The sequence below is a fragment of the Corallococcus sp. CA049B genome, assembly GCF_003611685.1.
GTDB classification, from domain to species: Bacteria; Myxococcota; Myxococcia; order Myxococcales; family Myxococcaceae; genus Corallococcus; species Corallococcus coralloides.
The window spans coordinates 1-22,749 of sequence record NZ_RAWC01000142.1 but is presented as its reverse complement, the minus strand read 5'-3'; the positions used below and the strand labels follow the sequence as shown (position 1 = coordinate 22,749).

Below are 22,749 nucleotides of genomic sequence, written 5' to 3'. Positions count from 1 at the left end.
GCTCTGCGGTGTCTCGAGGTTCACGCTGGCTTGTCCGCTCGTCGGTCGCGAGCCAACCCCGGGCGGGGCGGCCTATTTCCCAATTGTGGCGCACTCCCGCCGTCTTCGCGCGTGCATCGCCGGGGCGGAGGACAGAAAGGGAGGAGCCTGTGTCCGCCGCACGAAGGAGGGGCGGACGGCAGGGTTCTGGGGACAACGCGGAAGGGGCACCCGGGCCCTCCCCGTCCGGTGGGGACGGTGGGAGGGCAGGGGGGCGCGCTCAGCCTTCGGCGGGAGGGACGGAGCGGGAGGACGCCTGCGTGTCCTCCAGGGGCGCGGAGAGGCCGCCCAGCTCCTCGGCGAGCGCCTTGAGCACGTCCTGGGTGACGACGATGCGGTCGCGGGCCAGGCGGGCGAGCACGCGCTGCACGGCGGACTCGACGGTGCCCTCGGACGGGATGTCCAGCGCGCGGCCGGAGTCGGTCAGCGCGAAGAGCGCCTTGCGGCCGTCGAGCGGATCCGACTTGCGCTCCAGCAGGCCGCGCTTCTCCAGGCGCTTGAGCACGCCGGTGAGCGTGCTGGGGTGCACGTGGAGGATGTTGGCGAGCGTGCCGGCGGTGATGCCCGGGAAGCGGCCCACCAGCCGGATGACCAGCCGCTGCGGGCCGGTGAGCCCCAGCGTGGACTCCATCCGCTTGGACGTGGACTGCAGGCCATGGTCCACGGCCCACAGGAGGCGCATGAACTCCAGCACCTCACCCAACTGCTGCTGCTGCTGCGAACCCCGGGACCTGCTGCCGTCCGGGCCTGGTATCGACTCCGGGGCTTGTGTGTCCTTCATGGGCGCATCCTCCCTCACCTCCGGCCTCCCTGTCTTTCCGTTGTGTTCCAAAGATGGGCGTGTCCTAGCGCGTCGGCCTGGGCGTTCCAGCAAAATCCGGAAGGGGTACACTCAGGCGGACGGGGCCGCCCGGCTGGAGGCCGTGGGAGGCTGCGGAAAGCCGCCATCCCCGGGGCATGCCGGGACCTGGGAATGGCGGCCTTCCTGAGCCTGACTCAACCGATGGTTGTATTTGTCATGGGTTCGTGACGCTTGCCTCCCTTCCCGGCGGCTGGGAGGCGGGGACCTGCTCCTTCTTGAGAGTCGTGGGGCCGCTGAGGGCCAGGTGGGCCCTCAGCTTGAGGAACTTCTTCTTGCCGAAGCCCTTGACCCGGACCAGCTCCTCGACGCGACCGAAGGGCCGCTTCTTGCGGTGCTCGAGGATGCGCTGCGCCGCCTTCTCACCCACGCCCGGCAGCAGGTCCAGCTCCGCCGCCGTGGCTTCGTTCAGGTTGACCACCCCCACGTATTGCATGCGCGGGCTGGCGGCATCCGCACGCCCCGGCCCCATCAGCACGCAGCCCAACACCCACGCCCAGGCCCACTTCACGAGTGGCCCTCCACGCCCGCCTCCAGCGAAGACTCGCCGCCTCCGAAGCGGCTGCCGGCCGCCGTGTCGCGCTTCTCCGCCGCTTCGCGCACGTGCAGCTTCCCGTCCAGGGGCAGCACGTCCAACAGCACGTTGAGCGAACCGTCCTTGTTGACGAACGCGCTGCCCGCGCGCACCCAGATGCTCCCGCCCTTGCCCTCGCGGATGGAGAACACCGCCAACCGCTTCCCCGCCATCAGCATCGACACGCTTCCCCCTTCAGAATCCCGCGCCACCACGGCCCGGGCACCTCGCTGGCTCGACCGCCTGAGGTCGCGTCCGGGCTTGAGCAGACCGCGTGCCAGCGGCGTGCTCCTCTGAAGTGGAGTCAGTGCACCGTGCGGCGGTGCGCGCGGCGTCCACGCGCGGGGATGGGCGTGGATGCTCCAGTGCGGGTCTTGCGCGGTGAGAGTCGGGGCCTGCTCGGCACGCACCCTGTTGCCGGGCTCGCATCAGGCGCAGCGGCACCCGTTCTGCATGGTGTTGGAGCCGTGAGCACGCGCAAGAAGCCCGCGAAGATGGTAGCGAACAGCGTCCCGGAACCCACGGGTCCGACGTCGGAGCGTGCTGGGAAATCGCCGCCGATGGTGGCACACCAGGACTCGACTGTTCACTCGCGTCATCTGCTCGATGGCGCGCCCAGCGACCAGGAGGTTTCGATGCTCGTCAACGACCTCAGCTCGATGATCGAGGGGGCTCGAAAGCAAGTCGCGGTCACCGCGAACGCCGTTCTCACGACGCTGTACTGGCAACTGGGGCATCGCGTCCTCACCGAGGTGACGGGTGGGCGGCGAGCGGAATACGGAGGTCAGATTGTCTCCGCGGTGGGGAGACAATTGGAGGCACGCTACGGGCGTGGCTTCGGCGAAAAGAACCTGCGCCGGATGGTCCAGTTCGCCACCGTTTTTCCCGACGCGGAGATTGTCGCAGCACTGCTGCGACAATTGGGGTGGACTCACTTCACCCTGCTGATTCCGCTCAACGACCCGCTGAAGCGCGAGTTCTACGCCGAGATGTGCCGCGTCGAACGGTGGAGTACGCGCGAGCTGCGTCAGAAGATCGACAGCATGCTCTTCGAGCGCACGGCACTCTCCAAGAAGCCGGAGGCTCTCATTCGGGGTGAGCTCGCGGCGCTGCGCGAGGAGGGAGAACTCACGCCGTCGCTCGTGTTCCAAGACCCGTACATGCTCGATTTCCTCGAACTCTCCGACACCTATAGCGAGAAGGATCTCGAGTCAGCCATCCTCCGTGAGATTGAGCGCTTCCTCCTCGAACTCGGCGTGGGCTTCGCCTTCGTCGAACGGCAGAAGCGCATCACGCTCGACGGCGACGACTACTACCTCGACCTGCTCTTCTTCCATCGGCGCATGCGAAGGCTCGTCGCCATCGAACTCAAGATCGGCGACTTCAAGCCCTCGGACTCCGGTCAGATGGAGCTCTACTTGCGGTGGCTCGATCGACACGAGCGCCATCCTGCCGAGCAGGCTCCGCTCGGCATCATCCTGTGCGCGGGCAAGAAGCGCGAGACGGTCGAGTACCTCGACCTCGACGCACGCGGAATCCATGTCGCTGAGTACCTGACGGAACTGCCTCCGCGTGAGGTCCTCCAGGAGCGTCTCCACCGCGCGATCGAGTCCGCGCGTGCGAGGCTCGAAATCAGTGCGGGGGGCGACGTGGACGTAGCGTCGAGCACGCACGCCGCGGCGATTCGTGGCTCGAAGCGGAGACCCAAGGGGCGGAAGTGACGGGCTCGCGGGTACAGAGCGCACCTTGACGGGCAGGGCGTGTCCACAACCCAGAGCCAGAGACGGATGGAGGCGCGATGAGGACCATCGCCAAGCAGTTGGCGGCGCGCTTCTCGTAGCGCGTCGCCACGCGGGTGGGCTCACACCACGCTGGCGTCGACGTAGTGCAGCGTCCAGTCCAGACGCCTTGCGGACGCGCTCCAGCTGCGTCACGGCGTCAGGAGTTGGCCGGCCACATGAGGACCCCGGGCCATTCGTCGCAAATCTTCCGGGGGTAGCCCGGGTCCACCCGGTCGCTCTGCCAGTCGTAGCGGACGTAGGAGTCTCCCTTGAAGAAGTAGCACTTGCCGGCGAACTGCCCGCCTCCGTTGAGGATGGCGTCGAAGTCGCTGGTGAAGCCCTCGGGCAGGCCATGCCAGCCGTCGGCGATGAGGCGGGGCCCGGAGTCCACCCGGTCGCTCTGCCAGTCGTAGCGGATGTAGGAGTCGCCCTTGAAGAAGTAGCCCTTGCCGGCGAAGGGGCCGCGCCCGCACACCGCCGCGTTGAAGCCGCCAGTGAAATCCGCAGGCAGGCCATTCCAGCCGTCGGTGATGCGCATCACGCTACCTGGAGGCGCGGAGACGCTCACGGGGCGGATGTCATAGGAGAAGGACACGCGCGCCCGGGGCTCCGCGCCGACCAGGAAGTTCAGCCCCTCCAGCGCCTCCTGGACGACCTTGCTCCGTTGCTCCGAGGAGAAGTCCAGTCCCTCGCCGGGGCCCGAAACGATGACGAGCCCGATGCCCACGGGGCCTGTCAGGGCCCTGCGTGGGATGACCTTCAGGGCCTTTTCCTTCTCCGCGTCCTTCTTCCTCGGGGGCTGGTAGCCCGGAGCATCCCAGGGCAGGCCTTCGGCCGGACCCATTTCCTTCCGTCTGGCTTTGTCCTCCATCGCCCGCCATGCATCCACCGCCAGGCTCGAGGCGCCGTCGAGCGCCTCCGGCTGGAGCGGCTGTGAATGCTTCAGCGCCGCCACCTCCACCCCCTCGGGTAGCTCGGCGACGAACACCGACTCGGAGAAGCGGTGGAGTTCCCGCCCCCCGAGGCTCTCCCATTCCTGTATGGCTGCTGCAGGGTCCTTCGTGGACAGCACGTGCTTGAACATGTCTCGCCCTCCCTTTGGAACCCTGGGCACTTGCGGGGCCGTGACAAGGTGAGCGGCACGTAACGCCCGAGCGGGAGGTCACCAACCGAGCACCTTTGCCCCGAAGATGCCGACCGCCAGCGCGGACACGAGGACGAAGTACGGCCATCCGCGCGTGCGCGGCCCTCGCACTCCAGCGGACTGCGACTTGTCCGGTACGACCTCGGGGCGCCTCTCGCGAGCCACGGGTATGTGCAGGAAGCGCTTCAGCACCGGCTTGCGAGGTGGCGGCGTACTGGACTCGGCGGGCCACTCGGGCCGGCGGATGCGCCGCTGCGCTACGCCTTGCCCTTCGGCCGGGGGCACCTCCTCCCACTCGAGAAGGCCCGCCTCCTCGGGCTTGAGGTCGCGGTGCAGCACGCCCCTCTCGTACAGGGCCCCGGGGCCAAGGCCACCTTCCCGGCCTTCTCCGACAGAACGAGTAAGGACGGGTGGAGTGTCTCCGCCCAGGTGTCCAGCGCCAGCCCGTCCACCCAGCTGTCGACGCCAGCGTGGAGTGAGCCCACCAGCACGCGGCAAGCGCCCGGGGGACGTCGGCAAAAGGGGGGAGGCGTCCCGCGTGCGCATACGCCAGGAGCGCCGCGCCGACTGCCGGACGCCCTCGTCGGGGACAGAGTGGTGAAGCAGTCGCCGTTGTCGAGCACCAGCACGATGCGGCGGCCCGGGCACCTCGCTGGCTCGACCGCCTGAGGTCGCGTCCGGGCTTGAGCAGCCCACGTGTCAGCGGCGTGCTCCTCTGAGGTTGAGTCAGCGCACCGTGCGGCGGTGCGCGCGGGGATGGGCGCGGATGCTCCAGTGGGGGGCTTGCGCGGTGAGAGACGGGGCATTGCGTCCGCACCTCGGTCACCGGGGGGCAGGGATGGCGGCCGAATTGTCTCCGCAGTGCGGAGACAATTGGGGGCACACTCCTGCCGCGGCTTCGGCGAGAAGAACCTGCGCCGGTCGCTCCAGCTCGCCACCGACTTCCCGGCGCGAAGATTGTCGCAGCACTGCTGCGACAATTGGGGCGAGGAAATGGAAGCCGCCTCAGCGCTCGCTGTCGAGCATCTTCATCTGCTGCTCGGGGTAGCGCGTGCCGGCGATAGCTTCCTTCGGGAGGATCGCCTCGACGGCGGCTACGTCGTCGGACGACAGGGGCTTCTCCAGCGCGCCGAGCACGTCGAGCAGTTGCTTGCGCGTGCGTGCGCCGACCACGGGCACGAATGCCGGTTGCTTCGCCAGCACCCACGCCACGGAGAGCTGGGCCGGTGTCATCCCGCGCTCCGCGGCGTACGCGTGGAAGCGCGCGACGGTCGCTGCGTTGCGTTGGCCTGCCTCGCCAGCAAAGCGCGGGTAGTGCATGCGGGCGCCCTCCACCTTCGCGCCCGTCAACAGTCCACGGGAAAGCACGCCGTACAGCGTCGCGCTCATGCCCAGCTCGGTGAGTGTGGGGAAGAGGGCCTTCTCCGGCTCGCGCGTGATGAGCGAGTACTCGATCTGCAGGTCGCTCAAGGGGTGCACCTTCGCCGCGCGGCGAAGGGTCTCGGCGCCCACCTCGGAGAGCCCGATGCTTCGCACGTAGCCGCCCTTCACCAGGTCGGCGATCGCGCCCACCGTGTCTTCAATCGGCACATTCGGGTCCAGCCGGGCGGGGCGATAGACGTCGAGGTGATCGACTCCGAGCCGCTGCAAGCTGTACGTGACGAAGTTCTTCACCGCCGCGGGGCGGCCATCGAAGCCCACGGGCGCCCCGTCCGGCCCACGCATGGCTCCGAACTTCACCGAGAGCCGCACCTTGTCGCGCTGGCCCTCGATGGCGCGGCGGATGAGCAGCTCGTTGTGCCCGCTGGCGTAGAAGTCGGCCGTGTCCAGCAGCGTCACCCCACGGTCGATCGCCTCGCGGAGGGTCGCGATGCTCTCGTTCTCGTCGGACGGCCCGTATGCTCCGGACATGCCCATGCAGCCGAGCGCGATGGGAAACACCCGCGGGCCTGTCCTGCCGAGTTGCGTCGTGCGGTGGGTCGGGGGCATGGCTTCCTCTCCTCCTGCGGTTGAGCTATACGGAACGTTGTTCCGGTATGAACCCTCATATGCGGAACCTTGTTCCGTTTGTCAAGGCGATGAAGAAGACCCCCAGAGCGGATGCGCAGCGAAACCTCGACTCCCTTCTCGAAGCGGCGAAGGCCGTGTTCGCCGAGTCCGGGGTCGACGCGCCCGTCCGCGAGATCGCGAGCCGTGCGGGCGTCGGCATCGCGACGGTGTATCGGCACTTTCCACAGCGGGCCGATCTGATAGCCGCCGTGTACCGGCGCGAAATCGACGCATGCGCGGCCGAAGCCCCGGCGCTGGCGCGCGAGCATGCGGCGTTCGAAGCGCTGACGCGGTGGCTTCACCGGTTCACGAGTTTGATTGCCACCAAGCGAGGCCTTGCCGCGTCGCTCAATGCCCAGGATCCGGCGTATCAGGCGCTGCCCGCGTATTTTCGAGAGCACCTCGAACCGGCGCTCCAGTCTCTGCTCGCTGCTGCCGCGGCGGCAGGGCAGGTGCGCAAGGACGTTGACGCGTACGAGCTCCTGCGAGGCGTGGCGAATCTCTGCGTTCCCGTCGCGGAGGTCGGCCCCGGCTTCACTCGCAGGATGGTCGACCTGCTCATCGACGGGCTGCGCCACGGCGCGTCGGCGCCCGTGCCTTGACGGGCTGGGGGTGACCTCCTAGAAGGGCCGGGCCCTTGGGTGCCCATGCCGGGCCTTCAAGAGGGAAGCCGGTGCGAGTCCGGCGCGGTCCCGCCACTGTGAACGGGTTGCCCTGAGGTCCAGGGCCGGAAGCCTCGGTTGTCACCACTTTCGCGTCAGCGGATGCGAAGGGAAGGTGGAGGGTTCCTTCCAGAAGGGCGCAGCGTGCGCCCACGTCTGGAGCCTGTCAGCCAGGAGACCTGCCCAGGGGTGCGGCAGCGGTGCTGCCGTCAGGCCTTCTCTCTTCGACGGAGGGAGCGGAAGGCGGAGCATGTGGCGCTCGCTTCTCGCGCGGACCGTCGTCGGTCTGGCGCTCAGCTTCCAGGGACAGGCCCAAGCCGGGCAGGAGACGCCTGCGCCCGAGGCCAGCGAGGCGCCGCTGCCTGAGTTCGTCCTCCCCACCGTGGAGGTCATCGGCAAGGAAGTCCCCGAAGCCCCCGCCGACTCCGCTCGACGCCGCGACCCCACCGGCGCCATCACCGTCATCGATGCCCGCGAGCGCGCGGGCGAAGCGCGCGACACCGCGGAGCTGCTCGGTGGATCCGCGAGCCTCGTCGTGCAGGACTCCGGCGGATACGGGCAGAGCAAGAGCCTGGTGGTTCGCGGCGCGTCGTCCAATGGCGTGCTCGTGTTCCTGGATGGCATTCCGCTCAACGGCGCGGGCGGCGCCGCGGACCTGTCGCTCATCCCCGTCGCGCTGCTGGAGCGGATGGAGATCCTCCGCGGCGCGGCCGGTGCCCGCTACGGCGCGGGTGGACTGGGCGGCGCGGTCAACCTGGTCACCCGCGCGCCTTCGTCACGGCTGCTCTCCAGCGGCGAGGTCACCTACGGCAGCTTCGACACCCTGATGGCCCACGTCGCCGCGTCGGGCGCGCTGCTCGAGGGCCAGGCGCTGGTGCTGCTGCACGGTGGCCGCTCCCAGGGCGACTTCAGCTACCGCGTGGACGAACTGCCCGCGTTGGACGACAACCCGCTCACGCAGGAGGTGCGCACGCGCAACGACGCTCGTGGCGGCGGCGCGCTCCTGAAGTACCGGCAGGGGCTGGACGGTGGCGGACGCGTGGATGTGCTCGCGGAGCTGTCGCTCCAGGACCGTGCGCTCGCGGGCACCGTGCAGAACCCCACCGTGTCCCGCCGTCAGGACCAGACGCGCCTGTCGCTGGGCGCGCGCTGGGCGCGGCCCTTCGGTGACACGGGCGAGGGCAGTGCCCGCGGCTTCTTCCGTCGCGACTGGCTGGATGTCACGGGTGGCACCACCGGCGTGGACTCTGGAGCGCAGCGCTACACCGTGGGCGGCGTGGAGGTGGAGGGCCGCGCGGTGCTGGGACGCAATGAACTCGCCGTCACGCTGGCCGGATCATCGGAGTCCGTCACGCAGGCGGTGGGCGGACAGGCCGCGTCGTGGTGGCGCGCGAGCGTCATGGCCATGGACGAGCTGTCCCTGTTCTCCGAGCGCTTGAGGCTGGTGCCTTCGGTGCGCGTGGAGCGCGTGGGGCACTACTCGCTCCTGTCGCCCAAGCTGGGCGCGAGCGTGGACCTGGGGCGCGGCTTCGGCGTGCGCGCCAACGCGGGCCAGTCCCACCGCGCGCCGTCGTTCCTGGAGCTGTACATCCGTCAGGGCCTGCTGCTGCCCAACCCGGAGCTCAAGCCCGAACGCGCCTTGTCCGTGGACGCCGCGGCCCTGTGGCGCGACGACATCTGGAGCGTCACCGCGGGCGGCTTCGCGGCGGTGTACGAGAACCTCATCGCCTACGAGCTGTACCCGCCGAACCTCGCCAGGCCCTACAACTTCGCCGCCGCTCGCGTGTGGGGCGCGGAGGTGGAGCTGGAGGCCCGGCCGCGTCCATGGCTCACCGCCACCAGCAGCTATGCGTGGACCCGCACGCAGAACCGCTACGGCGACCCGCGCTACTTCGGCAAGGAGCTGCCGTATCGGCCGCGCCACAAGTGGGTGGGCCGGCTGCGCGTGGGGCCGGACTGGCTCAATGGCCGCACGGAGGTCCTCGTCCAGTCCTCGCAGTTGATCAACCGCGTGGGTGAGGCGCGGCTGTCCCTGCCGTCGCGCACCTGGGTGAGCGTGGGGGCCTCCAGCACCTTCCTGCACCGGCCGGACCTCACCGTGTCGTTCGACGTGAAGAACCTGCTCGATGCGCGGACCGCTGACTACACCGGCATGCCGCTGCCCGGCCGCGCTGCCTACGTGACGCTCTCCGTGGCGCTCGACCCTTCTCCCTCCGAGGACTCCCATGTCGCGTCCCCTCCCTGATGCTCGGCTCGCGCTGTTGCTGTCAGCCCTGGCGGTGGCGCTCCTCACCGGCTGCCCGGAGGAGAAGGTCCTGTGCACGTCTGGCCTCAACGTCTGCGGCGCGGAATGCGTGGACCTCCAGGGCGACCCGTCGAACTGCGGCGCGTGTGGCACCGCGTGCGGCGCAGGGGAGACATGTCAGGCGGGCGTGTGCGGATGCCAGCCGGGCACGGAGACGTGTGGTGATGCGTGCGTCGCGCTCGCGAGCGACCCGCTGAACTGTGGCGCTTGCGGCGCCGCGTGCCCGTCCGGCCAGGTCTGCGAATCCGGCACCTGCCGCGAGGGATGCTCCTCCGGCGCGGAGCGGTGCGGGGACAGCTGCGTCGTGCTCGTGAGTGATCCGCTCCACTGTGGCGCTTGCGGCGCGGTGTGCCCGGACGTGCAGTCCTGCCACTCGGGCCGGTGCATGTATGACGTGGTGACGGCCTGCTACACCAACGGGCAGTTGGTCGGCATCCAGGCGGGGACGGACCGGATGGGGCCCCGGCGGCAGTTCGGCTCGGGGGTGCAGGCGCTGGCGGCCTGGGATGGTGTGGTGCTGGCGGCGGACGCGGCGCGCTCGGTGCTGTCGCAGGCTCGCGCGGGCGCGCTGGGGACGGTGGCGGAGGAGGACTCGCTGGGCGCGGTGGCGGCTTCGCCCAATGACATCCTCGTGGACCCTCCGTATGTGTATGTCCTCGACTCGGTGAACAACACGCTCCAGGTGCTCAAGCGGGAAGGGGCCGCGCAGGGTGGGGGGCTGGGATTGCGCACGGTGGCGCAGGTGAACCTGGGCGCGAACACCAGCCCGCAGGCCATCACGAAGCGCGGCGACACGTTCTACATCCCGCTGTTCGGCACGGCCGGCTCCGACTTCAAGCAGGGCAACGCAGTGGCTCGCGTCAGCGTGAGCGACCCTGAGAAGCCCCGGCTCGTGGACACCGTTCCGCTCACCGGCCTGGACCTGAAGTCCTTCGACGGCGGGACGACGATGGCGCTTCCCTATGCGGCGGTGTCCGTGGACGCGGGCGTCTATGTGGCGCTCACCAACCTGAACCCCGCGAATGACTATCTGCCCAACGGGCCCGGGATGCTCGCGCGCATCGACCCGGCGGATGGTGGGGTGCATGCCATCGACCTGGGCGCGAAGGACTGCCTCAACGCGGGTGACGTGAAGGCCGTCGGTGACCAGCTGGTGGTGAGCTGTCTGGGCGAGGCGGTGTTCGACACCGCGGGCGGCTACCAGGCCAAGGCGGTGCGGGCCACGGGGCTGGTGCTGGTGAAGGATGACAAGCCCGTGGCGTCGTATGCGCTGTCGCCGGGCTGCACCGGGGGGCCGGAGAATGGCTGCGACCTCGCGGTGGGCGGACGGCTCGCGGTGGTGGGCAATGCCGTGTACGTCACGGACGTGAACGCGGGCCGCGTGTTCGTGGTGGAGGTGCGCGACGGCCAGTTCGTCGAGCGGCGCGGCAACTCCACGCCGCAAGCGACGGGGCCGGCGCTGGACGCGTGTCCGGTGGATCCCCGGCGCGGCATCTCCAATGCCATCGACATCGTCGCGGTGCCGTGAGGCTTTGGCCTGCTTGTATTGACAAGCCCTGCCGTCCGCCATACTCCAGCGCCTGTCGTTGGTACGCCGCATCCGCACGGTGTGGCGTTTAAAGGGAACCCGGTGTGAATCCGGGACTGCCCCGCAGCGGTGAACAGGAACGAACGCCGTCCTCGCAAGCACTGGCCCTTCCGTGGGCTGGGAAGCGACGGCCAGTAGGTGGGTGACCCGATGAGGGCCTCCCGCGCCTGTGAGTCCGAAGACCTGCCACGACCCATGCCTCCGGGCATGGCCAGACCGGAGCCTCCGAGGGGAGGTGACGGAGGTCTTCCGCTCGCGCGGCGTGTCGTGTCCTGACGTGTCCCTCGTGCGCGGTCCGCTCTCCGTCCATGCCCCTTGGATTCACCTCGCCCGTGGGGGCGATGCAAGGGAGCAGTCGCGGATGAAGACCGAGCGGATGATGACGGGACGGGGACTCCAGGACGTCGCGTGGGTGCTGACGACCCTCGCGATGTCGCTGACCAGCACGGGTTGCGGCGATGAGTGCGTCGATGACTTCGACTGCCGCGACCAGGGCGCGGCCCCCGCGGGACAGCGCTTCACCTGCGCCGAGAAGCGTTGCGAGCTGCGGTCCATCTCCGTGCCGGATGCCGACACGGAGACGGATGCTGGTACGGAGACCGACGCAGGCACGAGCACGGACGCGGGTACGGGTAGCGATGCCGGAACGACCACCGATGCGGGCACGAGCACGGATGCCGGTACGGAGACCGACGCCGGCACTGGCACCGACGCCGGCACGGAGACAGACGCAGGTACAGAGACGGACGCAGGAACGGACACCGACGCGGGCTCGGATCCGTGCGAGGTCGCGACCTACGACCCGAAGCTGGGCACGCTCCAGCTCCAGACGGGCTTCGTGGCCGGTGAGGCCGCGTCGCTTCCCGCCGCCGCGGGCCCGGTGGGCGTGACGCCCGGTCCCACGTACTCGCTCTACACGGTGGTGTCGGACGGCTACTCCGGTCCGCATGCGCTGTACTCGCTGGGCACGTGGCCGCAGGTGTCGCTGGGCGCGGCGCCGCTGTTCGACGTGGCCGCTCCCGCGGATCGCGGGCCCTCCGCCTCGCTCTTCCTCAGCCCCTTCGTGGAGACGGATGGCCAGCGCGTCCTCACCGGCTACACGAAGTCCGGCGCGGGCTTCCCGGGCTCCGTGGGCGTGTATGACGTCTCCACTCCCGCCAGCTCCACCTACGTCTCCGCGCCGAGCAACTTCTCCGCGGGCGTCGTGCCGGGCGCGTTCCTCATCAACGGCGGTGGGCTCGACACGGTGTCGGCCGGTCTGGCCGTCTACGCGCTGAAGACGGACAGCTCGCCGTTCACCTCGCTGAAGGTGGGCACGCTCCCGCCGGAGACGGGCGGCAGCGGCTTCACCGCCGTGTCCACCAACGGCGTCGCGATGATCGGCTACTTCTCCGACGACACCTTCCTCAACGAGGGCCGCGCGGTTGCCCCTGCGTCCATCACCGAGGCGCTCAGGTCCGGCACGCCGTTCGCCGTGGCCGACGCGCCCGCGCTCGCCGTGGGCTCCAACTTCGTCGCGGCTTCGGGCCACGGAGAGGGCGTGTCCGTGCTCCGCGGCGACTACGTCCCGCCCGACTACAACTTCGCCGGCACGGACGTCTCGCGATTCGCCTTCACCGTGACGGAGGCCGGCGCGACCGTGACCGTCGGCGCCCGTCAGCCGGTGCTCGTCTACGGGGATCAGTGCACGCGCGTGACCGGCATGACCGCCATCGGCTTGGACCTGCTCGTCGGGGTCGATGACAAGAACGGCGCGCGCCTGGTCCGCATCCAGCAGGCTCCGTGAGCACGCCCATGAAGAAGACCCTTCTTCCGAAGTCATTCGCGCTGGGCTTCACCGCGCTCCTGTCCGTGGCGTGCGGCGGCGAGGATGGGCAGGACTCCCTCCAAGCCCGGCCGCTGGTGGGTGACCCGTTCGCGGACCACATCGTGTCCTTCTCTCCGGGCACGGGCGCCGGGTTCGGTCAGAGCCAGCTGCCGGGCATCGTGCTGGGCGCGCCGCGAGGGGATGGCGCGTCGTCGGGCTCGTTGGACGTGCTGTCGCTCGGTCGCAACGGCGTCATCGTCCTGGAGTTCACGGACGTCGCCGTGACGGATGGGCCGGGCGTGGACCTGCTCGTCTTCGAGAACGCGTTCATCAAGCCCAGCGGCAAGCCGTTCGCGGAGACGGGCGTGGTGGCCGTCAGCGACGACGGCGTCACCTGGCACGAGTTCCCCTGCGCGTCCGCTGACGTGGCGAACGACTCCCCGGGCTGCGCGGGCGTCACGCCCGTGTACTCGCACCCCTCCAACGGCATCCCGGCCACCGACCCGGCCGTGGCGGGCGGGGACGGCTTCGACCTGGCGGACGTGGGCCTCACCCGTGCCCGCTTCGTGCGCATCCGCGACTCGGGCGCCAACGGCTACGCGGGCACCAGCGGCGGCTTCGACCTGGATGCCGTCGCCGTGGTGAACGGCGTGCAGCTGCCGTAGTCGCGCGCGAGCGCCGGGGCCGTTCTCCATTGGACGGTCCTGGCGGCCTCGCGCGTCCGTACCGTGCGTCTGGGACGCACGAGGCTTCCGGGGTGGGGGTGGCGGCATTAGATGCCCGCTGTCCCTCCCCCGGGTGCGCTTCCATGAATCGTCGTTCCGCCTCACTCCTCGTGCTGCTGAGTGTCCTGCTCGGCGTGGCCGCTGCGTTCCTTCTTCCCTCGGCGGTCTGGGCGCAGACGTCCCGCCCCGCGCCACGGAAGGCAGTGCCTCCGCCGCCGCCCGCGCCTCCGCCCGCGCCGGCGTACGAGTACACCTTCGTCAAGCGCGAGAGCCCCGAAGAGGACCTCGTGGAGCTCCAGCGGCTGGGCGGCGAGGGCTGGCGCGTGGTGTCCACCGTCGTCGTGGACGGCAGCACGCGGCGCTACGTGCTGATGCGCGAGCGACGCGCCGAACCCGCGGCGCATTGACTTTGCCCCGGGGTCGCCATAGTCCCGCTCCGTCATCGATGCCTTCCCGCCATGGGGCGTGAGGGCTTCCAGGGAACCCGGTGCGAGTCCGGGACTGCCCCGCAGCGGTAAGCAGGAACAGCGTTCGCACGAACACCGTTTCAGCGAGTCCGAAGACCTGGCGAAGACCCGGCGTCCTCCCCACGGAGGGCCCGGCGACAGACCGGAACCTCCGCGGGGAGCTGACGGCGAAGGCAGGACTCCAGGGTGCGATGCGCGCCTGGAGGCCCGGTGCCTTCCGTCCGCGAAAGCCTCCCGCCAGGGCAATGCCTTCCGCCTTTCGTGCGGGAAGGCCAGGAGCGAGGACGCGATGCGGACCGACATGAAGCGGATGGGCACGAAGGGCCAGCGCGCGGCGCTGATGGGCGCCCTGCTGGCGGTGGTGCTGGGCGGCACGGGCTGCGGCGATGAGTGCGTGGACGCCTTCGACTGCCGCGACAAGGGCGCGGCCCCGGCGGGCCAGTCCTGGGCCTGCGTCGAGCAGAAGTGCACCCAGGTCGTCGTCGACATCGAAGAGGGCGACGCGGGCACCGACGCGGGCACGGAGACGGACGCTGGCACCGGCACGGACGCGGGCACGGAGACCGACGGTGGCACCGGCACGGACGCGGGCACGGACGGCGGCACGGTCGCTTGCGCCCCGCTGCCTCGCGAGCAGGTGCTGGGCACGCTCCAGCTCCAGACGGGCTTCAGCGTCGCGGAGTCCGCGGACCTGTCTCCGGAAGTGGTCGCGGTGGTGTCCACGCCGGGCCCCACGTATTCGCTCTTCGGCTTGCGCACGACGGCCACGGGCCGAGACTTCTTCGCGCTGGGGACCTGGCCGGACGTGACGCTGGGCACCGCCGCGCTCGACACGGTGCTCGCGCCCGCGGACCGCGCCAACGCGGCCAACACCTTCCCGTCCTACTTCCTGGCCTATGACGGCACGCGCCTGCTCGCGGGCTACACGAAGTCCGGCGCGGGCTTCCCGGGCTCCGTGGCGCTGTTGGATCCGTCCACGCGCGACGCGGCGACCTACCTCGACGCTCCGGCCAACTACACCGCCGCGGGCACCACGGACACGTTCTTCATCAATGGCGGCGGCGTGGATACGGTGACGGGCGACCTGGGCATCTACGCGCTGGTGACCTCCTCCAAGCCCTACTCCGCCGTGAAGGTGGTGGACTTCCCGGCGCAGGTGGGCGCCAGCGGCTTCACCGCCATCGCGAACAACGGCATCGCGGTGTTCGGCTACTCGGAGGCGGACACGTACGTGAACGTGGCCCACGCCGTGTCCAACTCCAAGTTGGACGCAGCGCTGGCCTCGCGCACGCCGGTGGTGCTCACGAACGAGCCGAAGGTGGACGTGGGCTCTGACTTCAACGCCGCCGCGAGCTTCGGCAACGGCGTGGCGGTGGCGCGCGGTGGCTACGGCGCCACGGGCTTCGGCGTCACCGACGTGTCGCGCTTCTCGCTCACGCCCGGCCTGGGCGGCGGTCAGCCCGTCAGCGTGGGCTCGCGCGAGGCGGTGCTCAACGCCCCGGACGCGTGCACGGCCGTGGACCTGCTGTCGTCGCTGGGCGCGGACCTGCTCGTGGGCGTGAAGGACGTCAACGGCCGCCGCCTCGTGCGCATCCGGCAGGGCCAGTGATGAAGCGCCCGCTGCTCGCGCTCGGCGCGCTGCTGGCCCTGGGCGCGTGCACGGGCGACCCGGAGCCCGGTCCACTTCCGGGTGAGGACGTCGTGGATGCCGGCGCCCACGCGGATGCCGGTGTCCCTGATGCAGGCTCGGAGGCCGACGCCGGGACGGACACGGATGCCGGTGTCGACGCGGGCTCGCGGCCGGTGGATCCGTTCGCGGACCGGGTGACGGCGTACGCGTTCGGAGACTCGGCCGGCTTCGGGCAGGACCGCTTCCCGGACATCGTGCTCGGTCCGCCCGTGGGTGCGGGACAGAACACGGGCTCGCTCGACGTGCTGTCGCTGGGGCGGGGCGGCTCCATCACCCTGGAGTTCACCGACCTGTTCGCGGTGGATGGCCCGGGCGTGGACCTGCTCGTCTTCGAGAACGCCTTCCAGAAGTTCGGCGGCGACATCTTCGTGGAGACGGCCAGCGTGTCCGTCAGCGACGACGGCGTCACCTGGTTCGACTTCCCGTGCGCCGCCACCGACAAGGACGGCGGCTACCCGGGCTGCGCTGGCACGCACCCGGTGCTCTCCGCCCCGGACAACGGCGTGTCTCCCACCGACCCGGCCGTGGCGGGCGGGGACGGCTTCGACCTGGCGGACGTGGGGCTCTCCCGTGCGCGCTTCGTGCGCCTCACCGACACGGGGCTCAACAGCTACGGCGGCACGTCCGGCGGCTTCGACCTGGATGCGCTGTCGGTGGTGAACGGCCAGCTCCCCGACGGCGGCGTGCCGTAAGCACGCGCGCGCCCCACCTGCCTTCCGAAGACGCGGAGGCGGGTGGGGGACCTCTGGGGGCCTTGGGGGCCCCGCGTCCCGCCCGCTGACCGCGTTCCGCACACTGCGCGTGGGTGACTTCCTCTTCATCCACCGCGCCCCAGGTGAACTCCGACCCCAGCATCGGGCGGGGCCCCCGGGTATGACGCGACGCGGGAGGGCGTCCGGGGCCTCGGCTGGACGCCCGTCTTCCACGGGAAAGCGTCTCGGACTCTCGGAAGATTGGGAGGTCGTGTAATGTCTTGCGCCCGATGTGGCAGATCATCATCAACGGGCCCGGCTACTTCGACACGTCGTACGACCTGCCGGAGGGCGTCACCAGCCTCGGCCGTGCGGACGAGAACGACATCGTGCTGGGCGGCGACCTGGTGTCGCGCCGGCACGCGCGGCTCTACGTCGAAGGTGACGTGCTGCGCATCGAGGACCTGGGCAGCCGGAACGGCAGCCGGGTCAACGGCGCGCCGCTCCAGGGCAGCAAGCACCTGAACGCGGGCGACACCGTGGCGCTGGGGGAGAACACCCTGGCGGTGCGCCAGCCGCACACGGTGGAGAACGCCGCCACGGAGATGATGGACCTGGGCGCGGGCGGCGTCGTGCGCTTCGGGCACGGCACGGACGTGGGCCCCTCCGTGCTGATGGCCAAGAACGTCAAGGACGCGGACGTGCTGCGCCTGCTGGACAACGTGGGGCCGCTGCCGTTCGACGACGCGTTCTCCGGTCCCTCACCCGTGCCCGCGGGCTCCGCCATCGCCAGCCCGCGCGTGTCCTACGAGACGCTGGTGCTGCTGGTGCACGCCGCGGAGGCGCTGGCCACCGCGCGCACGCTGACCGCGTTCCTGGAGTCCGCGATGGACCGGCTCCTGGAGCGCACCGACGCGACGACGGCGGTGGTGCTGCTCAAGCACGCCACCGGGCCGCTGGTGCCCGCGGCGGTGCGCCACCGCGGACGGCTGGCCAAGGGCGAAGTGCCCGTGTCGGACGCCATCGTGGACGAGGCCATCCGCCAGGGCCGCGCGATCGCCGTGGGCGACGTGAAGGACGACCGCCGCTTCGCCGGACGCGAGAGCGTCATCATGTACGGCGTGGACCGGGTGCTGTGCATCCCCATCGGCACGGAGCCTCCGTTCGCGGGCGTGCTCTACGTCAACGTGCCCGGCGGGGGGGACACCAGCCTGGAGCTGATGCTGGACGCGTGCACCGCGGTGGCCCACCTGGTGGCCAGCGGCGTGCAGCGCTTCGCCGTGCGCGACGGCTCCAGCACGGACCGGATGCGGCGCAACCTGGAGCGCTACCACTCGCCGGAGGTGGCCGAGCGCCGCGCCGCCGAGGCCCAGCGCACGGGCGGCAAGCTGCCGGGCCTGGAGGAGAAGAACCTCACCGTGCTGCACGCGGAGCTGGCGGACTTCGGCGCCGTCATTGGCCGGCTGGGCGCGGCGCGGGCCACGCAGCTGCTCAACGACTTCCACGCGCGCATGAGCGGCATCGTCTTCAGCTTCGAGGCCACCGTCGAAGGCTTCATGGGCGAGTCCATGCGCGCCCTCTTCGGCGTGCCCTACGCCAAGGGTGACGACGCCGTGCGCGCGGTGCGCGCGGCGCTGGCCCTGCGCGCGGACTGGGAGCGGGGCATGGCCCGCAGGCCCCAGGACGAGCGGTGCGACCTGCGGATCGCGCTGCACTCCACCAAGGCGCTGGTGGGGATGATCGGCACCGAGGCCCGCACGGAGTACAGCGCCGTGGGAGAGGGCATGGGGGTGGCAGGCTGGCTGGCCTCCACCGCGGCGCCCGGCCAGGTGCTGATGACCGGCAAGCTGCTGGCGGCCACCGGGGCCCGCTTCGACGTGATGCCCCTGGGCGAGCGGGTGGTGCGGCCGCCTCGGGACAAGGTCGCGGTTTTCGAGGTGATTGAAGAGGACATGGGCATGCTGACCAACCCCGGTATCCGGTGAGGCGGCCGGCGCGGCCGGTTGACGGGTTGAAGCGGGCCCCCTGCCCGGGGTTCAATGCGCTACCCGTGGTGGACCCCCGCACCGCATGAACTCTTCGACCCAGCCCGCCCGATTGCGTCCCTTCCGGCCGCAGCCCTTCGGCCGGTACACGCTCCTGTCGCATCTGGCCACCGGCGGCATGGGGGAGATCTACCTCGCCCGCCTGGAGGGCGCGCAGGGCTTCGAGAAGCTGTGCGTCATCAAGAAGATCCTCCCGCAGTTCGCGGAGGACCAGGACTTCGTCGACCGCTTCGTCGGTGAGGCGCGCACGCTGGTGCGGCTGGGACACGGCTCCATCGCGCAGGTGCTGGACATGGGCGTGCACGAGGGCGAGGCCTACATGGCCCTCGAGTACGTGGACGGCAAGGACCTGCGCAAGGTGGCCGCGCGCGTGCGCGACAGGCAGACGCCGCTGCCGCTCACCTTCGTGCTGTACGTGATGGGCCGCGTGCTGGACGCGCTGGCGTACGCGCACCGCAAGCGGGACGAGGACGAGAAGGAGCTGAAGCTCGTCCACCGGGACATCTCTCCGCAGAACATCCTCATCTCCTACGAGGGGGAGGTGAAGGTCATCGACTTCGGCCTGGCCAAGAGCCGGCTGTCGGCGGCGAAGACGAACCCCAGCATCATCCTGGGCAAGTTCCTCTACATGTCGCCCGAGCAGGCCCGGCACCAGCCGGTGGACCGCCGCAGTGACCTGTACGCGGTGGGCCTGTGCCTCTACGAGCTCATCTCCGGCAAGAACCCGTTCGACGCGTTGCCGCCGGGCGAACTGATGTCCGCGGTGGCGAACCCGAAGGTGGCGCCGCTCAGTGAAGTGGAGCCGCTGACGCCGCCGGCGGTGTCGCAGCTGGTGGCGAAGGCGCTGGCGGTGGACCCGGCGCAGCGCTTCCAGACGGCGGAGGACTTCCGGGTGCGCCTGCAGGCGTGCCTGATGGAGATCGACACCAGCGCGGGACCGGAGAGCGTCAGCAAGTTCATGCGCGACCTTTTCTCCGCGGACTACCAGTCCGAGCGCCGCCTGCTGACGTCCCTGCGCGAGGTGTCGCGCGACGTGCGCGGCAGCGGCACGTACGAGTCGCTGGCCCCCGCGCCGCGCGCGACGGTGCAGGCGCCCACGCTGCCGGCCAAGACCATCCGCCTGGATGGTCCGGTGGAGCCCCTGTCCTTCCACCCCACGCCCCGGAGCCGAGAGGACGGCGGCGGCGCGCGCGACGACGGTGAGACGCGCCCCGGCGTGGTGGTGGACGAGTCCACGCGTCCCGCGTTCCCGGTGGAGGCGCTGGAGGAGGCGGCCCGCGCGAAGATGCGGCCCAGCCCCGCGTCGTCGGAGCCGTCGCCCACGGTGGAGGTGCGCCAGGACGCGATGGACCGGCCCACCATCCTCGAGGGCCTGCCGGCCATCCGGCTTCCCTCGGACCGCGCCGTGGAGGCGGAGGCTCCGGCCCCGCTGCTGGGAGAGTCCACCGCGCCCCGCGCGGACGCGCTGCCGGCCTCCGAGCCGCATGAGCCCACCGCGCCGCGCGCCACGTCGCTGCCGCACGCGGAGCCAGGGCTGCCGTCGCGCGACGCGCCTCCGGTGCCGGACGTGCCGGTGTCGCGGCCGTTCGCGGAACCGGGAGGGCGGGGGGCTTCGCTGCCCTTCTCCGATTCGGTGGGCCCGCGGGGTGTGCCGCCCCCGCCTCCGCCGATGGCGTCGATTCCCGCCGTGCGGCCCGCGGATGGGCCCGTGCCCCTCGTGCCGGTGGATGCGTCGCGGCCGGTGGCGCCTCCGCCGATGCCTTCCTTCGACGCCGGGGCGGGGCGGTTCGAATCCGCGGGTGAGTCGCTGCCGTTCATGGAGCCGCCGCCTCCGCCGGACGGCCCGTTCGCAGATGACGAGGAGCTCCCCGAGAGCCCCTATCCGTGGCCGGAGCCCATCCCGGAAGGAGGCCGCTCCGCGGGAGCCGAGCTTCGCGCCGCGGAGGCGCGCATCCCGGAGGGACAGCGCCCCACCGCGGCGATGCCGTCCCTGGCGTCCGCGCGGCCTGGAGTCACGACGCCGTCGAACGGCAGCCGCCCCGCGCCGCCGCCCGCGTTCGACGCGGCTCGCGCCCCGGAGCCCCTGCCGAGCTACGAGCCGGTGCGTGCGCCGGAGTCGTCGCGTGGCTTCGATTCGCCCCGGGCTTCGGAGTCGTCCCGCGGCTTCGATGCGCCCCGCGCCGCCGAGTCCGCGCGTGCCGTGGAGGCCCGCGTCCCGGAAGGCCAGCGCCCCACGGCCGCGATGCCGTCCCTGTCGGCCTCGCGCCCCGGCGTGACGACGCCGTCGAATGGCAACCGGCCTGCGCCGGCGCCGGTGCCGCTGCCGTCGTACGCGGCGCCCACCATCCAGGTGCCGTCCATCCAGTCCGGCGCCTCGCGCTCCTTTGAAGCCGAAGAGGACTCGCGGGACTCCGAGCCGCTCGATCCGGGGCCGGCTCCCCGGCCCACGGTGCAGGACACGCGTCCGTCGGAGGACCTGGTCTCGGTGGATGCCCGCGCCCTGGAGTCGGACTCCAGCGTGCCGTACATCTCCGCGGATCCGGACGACGCCCCGGCCGCGCGCGAGGGCGACGCGGACACGCACCCGCGCATCTCCATGCCCCGGGCCTCGCGCCGCGAGGAGCCCCAGGCCCGCGTGATGCTGGATGAGGCGCTGCTGCGAGAGACCTCCTCTTCCACCGGCAAGCGTGAGGCCGACACCGGCCCCACTGCTCCGGCCAAGGGCCGCACGGGGTCCCGGCGCGCCGTGCGCGGGTCATCGCCGAGCACGCCGCCCCCTCGCTCCAGCACCGCGTCGGGCATGCGCGCCGTCGCCCGCGCTCCCGCGCCCGCCGCGGATCCAGACGAGTCTTCCACCGCGCGCGCCACGCGCGACGACGCGACCCGGCGCAAGGCCATGCCGGTGCGTCCGGAGCCTTCGGAGCCGCCGCGTGCGGCGCGGCGCGAGCCAGCGCCGGTCCGCAAGGGGGGCGGGCTGCGCTCCGCGCTGGTGTTCATCCTGCTGATGGTCGTCGCGCTGTCCATCGTGGGCGCGGGGCTCTACTTCGTCCCCGAGCTGCGCGTGGCCGTGGGCCTGGAGCAGTCGCGGACGTCGACGCCGCCTCCGCCCACCCCGGTGCAGCAGATTCCCACGCGCCCCCAGGGGAGGCCGCCTTCGCCGGGCCAGGACACGCCGACCGGCGCGCAGGACACGCCTCCTGCCCAGAACGTGGCCGCGGCGCCCACCTCCGCGCAGGCTGCGCCCACGTCACCGTCCGCCGGGCCCGCGAAGGGCCCCACCGGGCCGGATGCCACGGACACCGATGCGCTGGCGCTGGAGGCCATGCTCGGCACGGATGCGCCGGCCGAGAGCGCTGCCGCTCCCGCCGCGAAGAAGGCGGCGCCGGCACGCCCCGGCAAGCGCGCCGCGCCGGCCCGCGCTCCCGCTCCCGCCAAGGAGAGCAACCTCTCCCCGGAGGTGGCGAAGGAGTGGGCGCGGACGAAGGAACTCTTCGAGAGGCTCAAGGACAACCACGGCTGCTCGGCCATGTGGCTGCTGTGCAAGCAATACGAGAGGCTGGAAGGCAAGGTCGAAGAGGGCGGCGGCAGGACGCCGACCCTCGGTGAAGTGCGGACCCTGTACGAGAAGCTCCGGGAGGTGCAGCGTCGTCAGGAGTAGCCGTTCCGAAGCCGCCTGGAGCTTGCGGCCCATGTCCAGGACTCCAGAGCCTCACGTGCCCGCGTCGAGCCCGGAGCCTCCAGTACCCGCGTCGAGCCCGGAGCCTCCGGTGCCCGCGTCCATGCCTCCAGAGCCTCCGGTGCCCGCGTCGGGCCCGGAGCCACCGGTGCCCTCCGAGGCCGTGCCCCGGTAGCTCTCCGCGAGCCCCGTGCCCAGCTCTCCGCTGCCGCCCATCCGCTGGACGGTGTTCCCCTCCAGCTGGTTGGGGGCCGCGGTGCCGCCGCCCAGCGCGCTCCGGCTGTTGCTGTTGTAGGGCTTTCCGTCGACCTCTTCGCTGGAGGAGTCGCGTAGCGGGCTGCCCGCCCTTTCTCCGGCCGGTTCCGCGCGGGAACGGTGCTGGAGCTGGACGGGGTCCTGGAACCCTTGCGTCTCCGCCGGGGGCGTCTCCTTGCCGCAGCCCCAGCCTCCCAGGGCGCCGCCCACCAGCAGTCCCAATCCCACCGCGCGCTTGAAGCCCGTCATGATTTCCCCCTCGGGCGCGAGGAGTTCCGCGCCTGTCCGTCCGGGAAGTTAGGGCCGCTGTCCCAGGGGGCCACCCACCCACCCCGACGGATGCCCGCCTGGCCGCTCGCCGGGCTCCGGGACGTGCCCGTGTTGACAAGAC

18 protein-coding genes and 3 riboswitches are annotated in these 22,749 nt (G+C 71.1%); of the genes, 11 read left to right on the top strand and 7 right to left on the bottom strand.

Annotated features, from left to right (window positions below; all coding sequences use genetic code 11):
• Window positions 1-259 precede the first annotated feature (259 nt).
• The 3 genes from D7W82_RS26330 to D7W82_RS26320 all read right to left on the bottom strand — a co-directional run bounded on the left by D7W82_RS26330 (window position 260) and on the right by D7W82_RS26320 (window position 1,651).
• Window positions 260-820: a MarR family winged helix-turn-helix transcriptional regulator gene (locus D7W82_RS26330; protein WP_120620988.1), complete on the bottom strand. Its 561-nt coding sequence runs from the start codon at window positions 818-820 to the stop codon at window positions 260-262.
• 235 nt (window positions 821-1,055) lie between these two features.
• Window positions 1,056-1,370 carry a helix-hairpin-helix domain-containing protein gene (locus tag D7W82_RS26325; protein WP_216619209.1) on the bottom strand — a complete coding sequence of 105 codons (315 nt, stop codon included), beginning with the start codon at window positions 1,368-1,370 and terminating at the stop codon, window positions 1,056-1,058.
• A 35-nt stretch (window positions 1,371-1,405) separates the two neighbouring features.
• Window positions 1,406-1,651 (bottom strand): hypothetical protein, encoded by a 246-nt coding sequence (locus D7W82_RS26320; protein WP_120620986.1) that lies wholly within the window; start codon window positions 1,649-1,651, stop codon window positions 1,406-1,408.
• Window positions 1,652-1,939: 288 nt separating this feature from the next.
• Here D7W82_RS26320 and D7W82_RS26315 point away from each other — a divergent pair, with 288 nt between their 5' ends.
• A complete protein-coding gene (locus tag D7W82_RS26315) occupies window positions 1,940-3,193 on the top strand; it encodes a YhcG family protein (protein WP_233587940.1) in 1,254 nt (417 codons plus the stop codon).
• Between the two features lie 217 nt (window positions 3,194-3,410).
• Here D7W82_RS26315 and D7W82_RS26310 read toward each other — a convergent pair whose 3' ends face one another.
• The 3 genes from D7W82_RS26310 to D7W82_RS26300 form a co-directional block, all read right to left on the bottom strand.
• Complete coding sequence (locus D7W82_RS26310) at window positions 3,411-4,337, bottom strand: hemopexin repeat-containing protein (protein WP_120620984.1); 927 nt, start codon at window positions 4,335-4,337, stop codon at window positions 3,411-3,413.
• Window positions 4,338-4,415: 78 nt separating this feature from the next.
• Complete coding sequence (locus tag D7W82_RS26305) at window positions 4,416-4,736, bottom strand: hypothetical protein (protein ID WP_120620983.1); 321 nt, start codon at window positions 4,734-4,736, stop codon at window positions 4,416-4,418.
• Between the two features lie 666 nt (window positions 4,737-5,402).
• Window positions 5,403-6,386 (bottom strand): aldo/keto reductase, encoded by a 984-nt coding sequence (locus D7W82_RS26300; protein ID WP_120620982.1) that lies wholly within the window; start codon window positions 6,384-6,386, stop codon window positions 5,403-5,405.
• 89 nt (window positions 6,387-6,475) lie between these two features.
• Between D7W82_RS26300 and D7W82_RS26295 the strand changes: the two genes are divergently transcribed.
• From D7W82_RS26295 to D7W82_RS41785, 10 genes are all read left to right on the top strand, one after another.
• The gene (locus D7W82_RS26295; protein WP_233587939.1) at window positions 6,476-7,048 is read left to right on the top strand and encodes a TetR/AcrR family transcriptional regulator; all 573 of its coding nucleotides are present in this window, start codon (window positions 6,476-6,478) and stop codon (window positions 7,046-7,048) included.
• Between the two features lie 35 nt (window positions 7,049-7,083).
• Window positions 7,084-7,295: riboswitch (cobalamin riboswitch) on the top strand.
• Between the two features lie 63 nt (window positions 7,296-7,358).
• Window positions 7,359-9,353, top strand: a complete 1,995-nt coding sequence (locus D7W82_RS26290; RefSeq protein WP_120620980.1) for a TonB-dependent siderophore receptor — start codon at window positions 7,359-7,361, stop codon at window positions 9,351-9,353.
• Window positions 9,334-10,941 carry an MXAN_6577-like cysteine-rich protein gene (locus tag D7W82_RS26285; protein WP_120620979.1) on the top strand — a complete coding sequence of 536 codons (1,608 nt, stop codon included), beginning with the start codon at window positions 9,334-9,336 and terminating at the stop codon, window positions 10,939-10,941. The genes D7W82_RS26290 and D7W82_RS26285 overlap by 20 nt, the downstream gene beginning before the upstream one ends.
• Before the next feature lie 42 nt (window positions 10,942-10,983).
• A riboswitch (cobalamin riboswitch) is annotated at window positions 10,984-11,207 on the top strand.
• A 155-nt stretch (window positions 11,208-11,362) separates the two neighbouring features.
• Window positions 11,363-12,787, top strand: a complete 1,425-nt coding sequence (locus D7W82_RS26280; protein ID WP_120620978.1) for a hypothetical protein — start codon at window positions 11,363-11,365, stop codon at window positions 12,785-12,787.
• Window positions 12,788-12,795: 8 nt separating this feature from the next.
• Window positions 12,796-13,473 carry a cell surface protein gene (locus tag D7W82_RS26275; protein ID WP_120620989.1) on the top strand — a complete coding sequence of 226 codons (678 nt, stop codon included), beginning with the start codon at window positions 12,796-12,798 and terminating at the stop codon, window positions 13,471-13,473.
• 143 nt (window positions 13,474-13,616) lie between these two features.
• Complete coding sequence (locus D7W82_RS26270; protein ID WP_120620977.1) at window positions 13,617-13,940, top strand: hypothetical protein; 324 nt, start codon at window positions 13,617-13,619, stop codon at window positions 13,938-13,940.
• A gap of 19 nt (window positions 13,941-13,959) precedes the next feature.
• Window positions 13,960-14,120, top strand: a riboswitch (cobalamin riboswitch).
• 169 nt (window positions 14,121-14,289) lie between these two features.
• Window positions 14,290-15,609, top strand: a complete 1,320-nt coding sequence (locus tag D7W82_RS26265; RefSeq protein WP_120620976.1) for a hypothetical protein — start codon at window positions 14,290-14,292, stop codon at window positions 15,607-15,609.
• Window positions 15,609-16,382, top strand: coding sequence for a cell surface protein (locus D7W82_RS26260; RefSeq protein ID WP_120620975.1), 774 nt, complete (start codon window positions 15,609-15,611; stop codon window positions 16,380-16,382). The genes D7W82_RS26265 and D7W82_RS26260 overlap by 1 nt, the downstream gene beginning before the upstream one ends.
• A gap of 290 nt (window positions 16,383-16,672) precedes the next feature.
• A complete protein-coding gene (locus D7W82_RS26250; protein WP_120620974.1) occupies window positions 16,673-18,367 on the top strand; it encodes an FHA domain-containing protein in 1,695 nt (564 codons plus the stop codon).
• An 85-nt stretch (window positions 18,368-18,452) separates the two neighbouring features.
• On the top strand, window positions 18,453-22,085 hold the full coding sequence (locus D7W82_RS41785) for a serine/threonine-protein kinase (protein WP_233587938.1): 3,633 nt from the start codon (window positions 18,453-18,455) through the stop codon (window positions 22,083-22,085).
• A gap of 51 nt (window positions 22,086-22,136) precedes the next feature.
• Here the strand turns inward: D7W82_RS41785 and D7W82_RS26240 are convergent, their stop codons facing one another.
• Window positions 22,137-22,607, bottom strand: a complete 471-nt coding sequence (locus D7W82_RS26240; protein WP_120620973.1) for a hypothetical protein — start codon at window positions 22,605-22,607, stop codon at window positions 22,137-22,139.
• Between the last annotated feature and the right edge of the window lie 142 nt (window positions 22,608-22,749).

What these genes read in the sequence shown, in the direction of transcription:
- D7W82_RS26330 (WP_120620988.1), bottom strand. Translation starts at nt 820, where the DNA reads ATGAAGGACACACAAGCCCCGGAGTCGATACCAGGCCCGGACGGCAGC.
- D7W82_RS26325 (WP_216619209.1), bottom strand. Translation starts at nt 1,370, where the DNA reads ATGGGGCCGGGGCGTGCGGATGCCGCCAGCCCGCGCATGCAATACGTG.
- D7W82_RS26320 (WP_120620986.1), bottom strand. Translation starts at nt 1,651, where the DNA reads ATGCTGATGGCGGGGAAGCGGTTGGCGGTGTTCTCCATCCGCGAGGGC.
- D7W82_RS26310 (WP_120620984.1), bottom strand. Translation starts at nt 4,337, where the DNA reads ATGTTCAAGCACGTGCTGTCCACGAAGGACCCTGCAGCAGCCATACAG.
- D7W82_RS26300 (WP_120620982.1), bottom strand. Translation starts at nt 6,386, where the DNA reads ATGCCCCCGACCCACCGCACGACGCAACTCGGCAGGACAGGCCCGCGG.
- D7W82_RS26295 (WP_233587939.1), top strand. Translation starts at nt 6,476, where the DNA reads ATGAAGAAGACCCCCAGAGCGGATGCGCAGCGAAACCTCGACTCCCTT.
- D7W82_RS26290 (WP_120620980.1), top strand. Translation starts at nt 7,359, where the DNA reads ATGTGGCGCTCGCTTCTCGCGCGGACCGTCGTCGGTCTGGCGCTCAGC.
- D7W82_RS26285 (WP_120620979.1), top strand. Translation starts at nt 9,334, where the DNA reads ATGTCGCGTCCCCTCCCTGATGCTCGGCTCGCGCTGTTGCTGTCAGCC.
- D7W82_RS26280 (WP_120620978.1), top strand. Translation starts at nt 11,363, where the DNA reads ATGAAGACCGAGCGGATGATGACGGGACGGGGACTCCAGGACGTCGCG.
- D7W82_RS26275 (WP_120620989.1), top strand. Translation starts at nt 12,796, where the DNA reads ATGAAGAAGACCCTTCTTCCGAAGTCATTCGCGCTGGGCTTCACCGCG.
- D7W82_RS26270 (WP_120620977.1), top strand. Translation starts at nt 13,617, where the DNA reads ATGAATCGTCGTTCCGCCTCACTCCTCGTGCTGCTGAGTGTCCTGCTC.
- D7W82_RS26265 (WP_120620976.1), top strand. Translation starts at nt 14,290, where the DNA reads ATGCGGACCGACATGAAGCGGATGGGCACGAAGGGCCAGCGCGCGGCG.
- D7W82_RS26260 (WP_120620975.1), top strand. Translation starts at nt 15,609, where the DNA reads ATGAAGCGCCCGCTGCTCGCGCTCGGCGCGCTGCTGGCCCTGGGCGCG.
- D7W82_RS26250 (WP_120620974.1), top strand. Translation starts at nt 16,673, where the DNA reads ATGTGGCAGATCATCATCAACGGGCCCGGCTACTTCGACACGTCGTAC.
- D7W82_RS41785 (WP_233587938.1), top strand. Translation starts at nt 18,453, where the DNA reads ATGAACTCTTCGACCCAGCCCGCCCGATTGCGTCCCTTCCGGCCGCAG.
- D7W82_RS26240 (WP_120620973.1), bottom strand. Translation starts at nt 22,607, where the DNA reads ATGACGGGCTTCAAGCGCGCGGTGGGATTGGGACTGCTGGTGGGCGGC.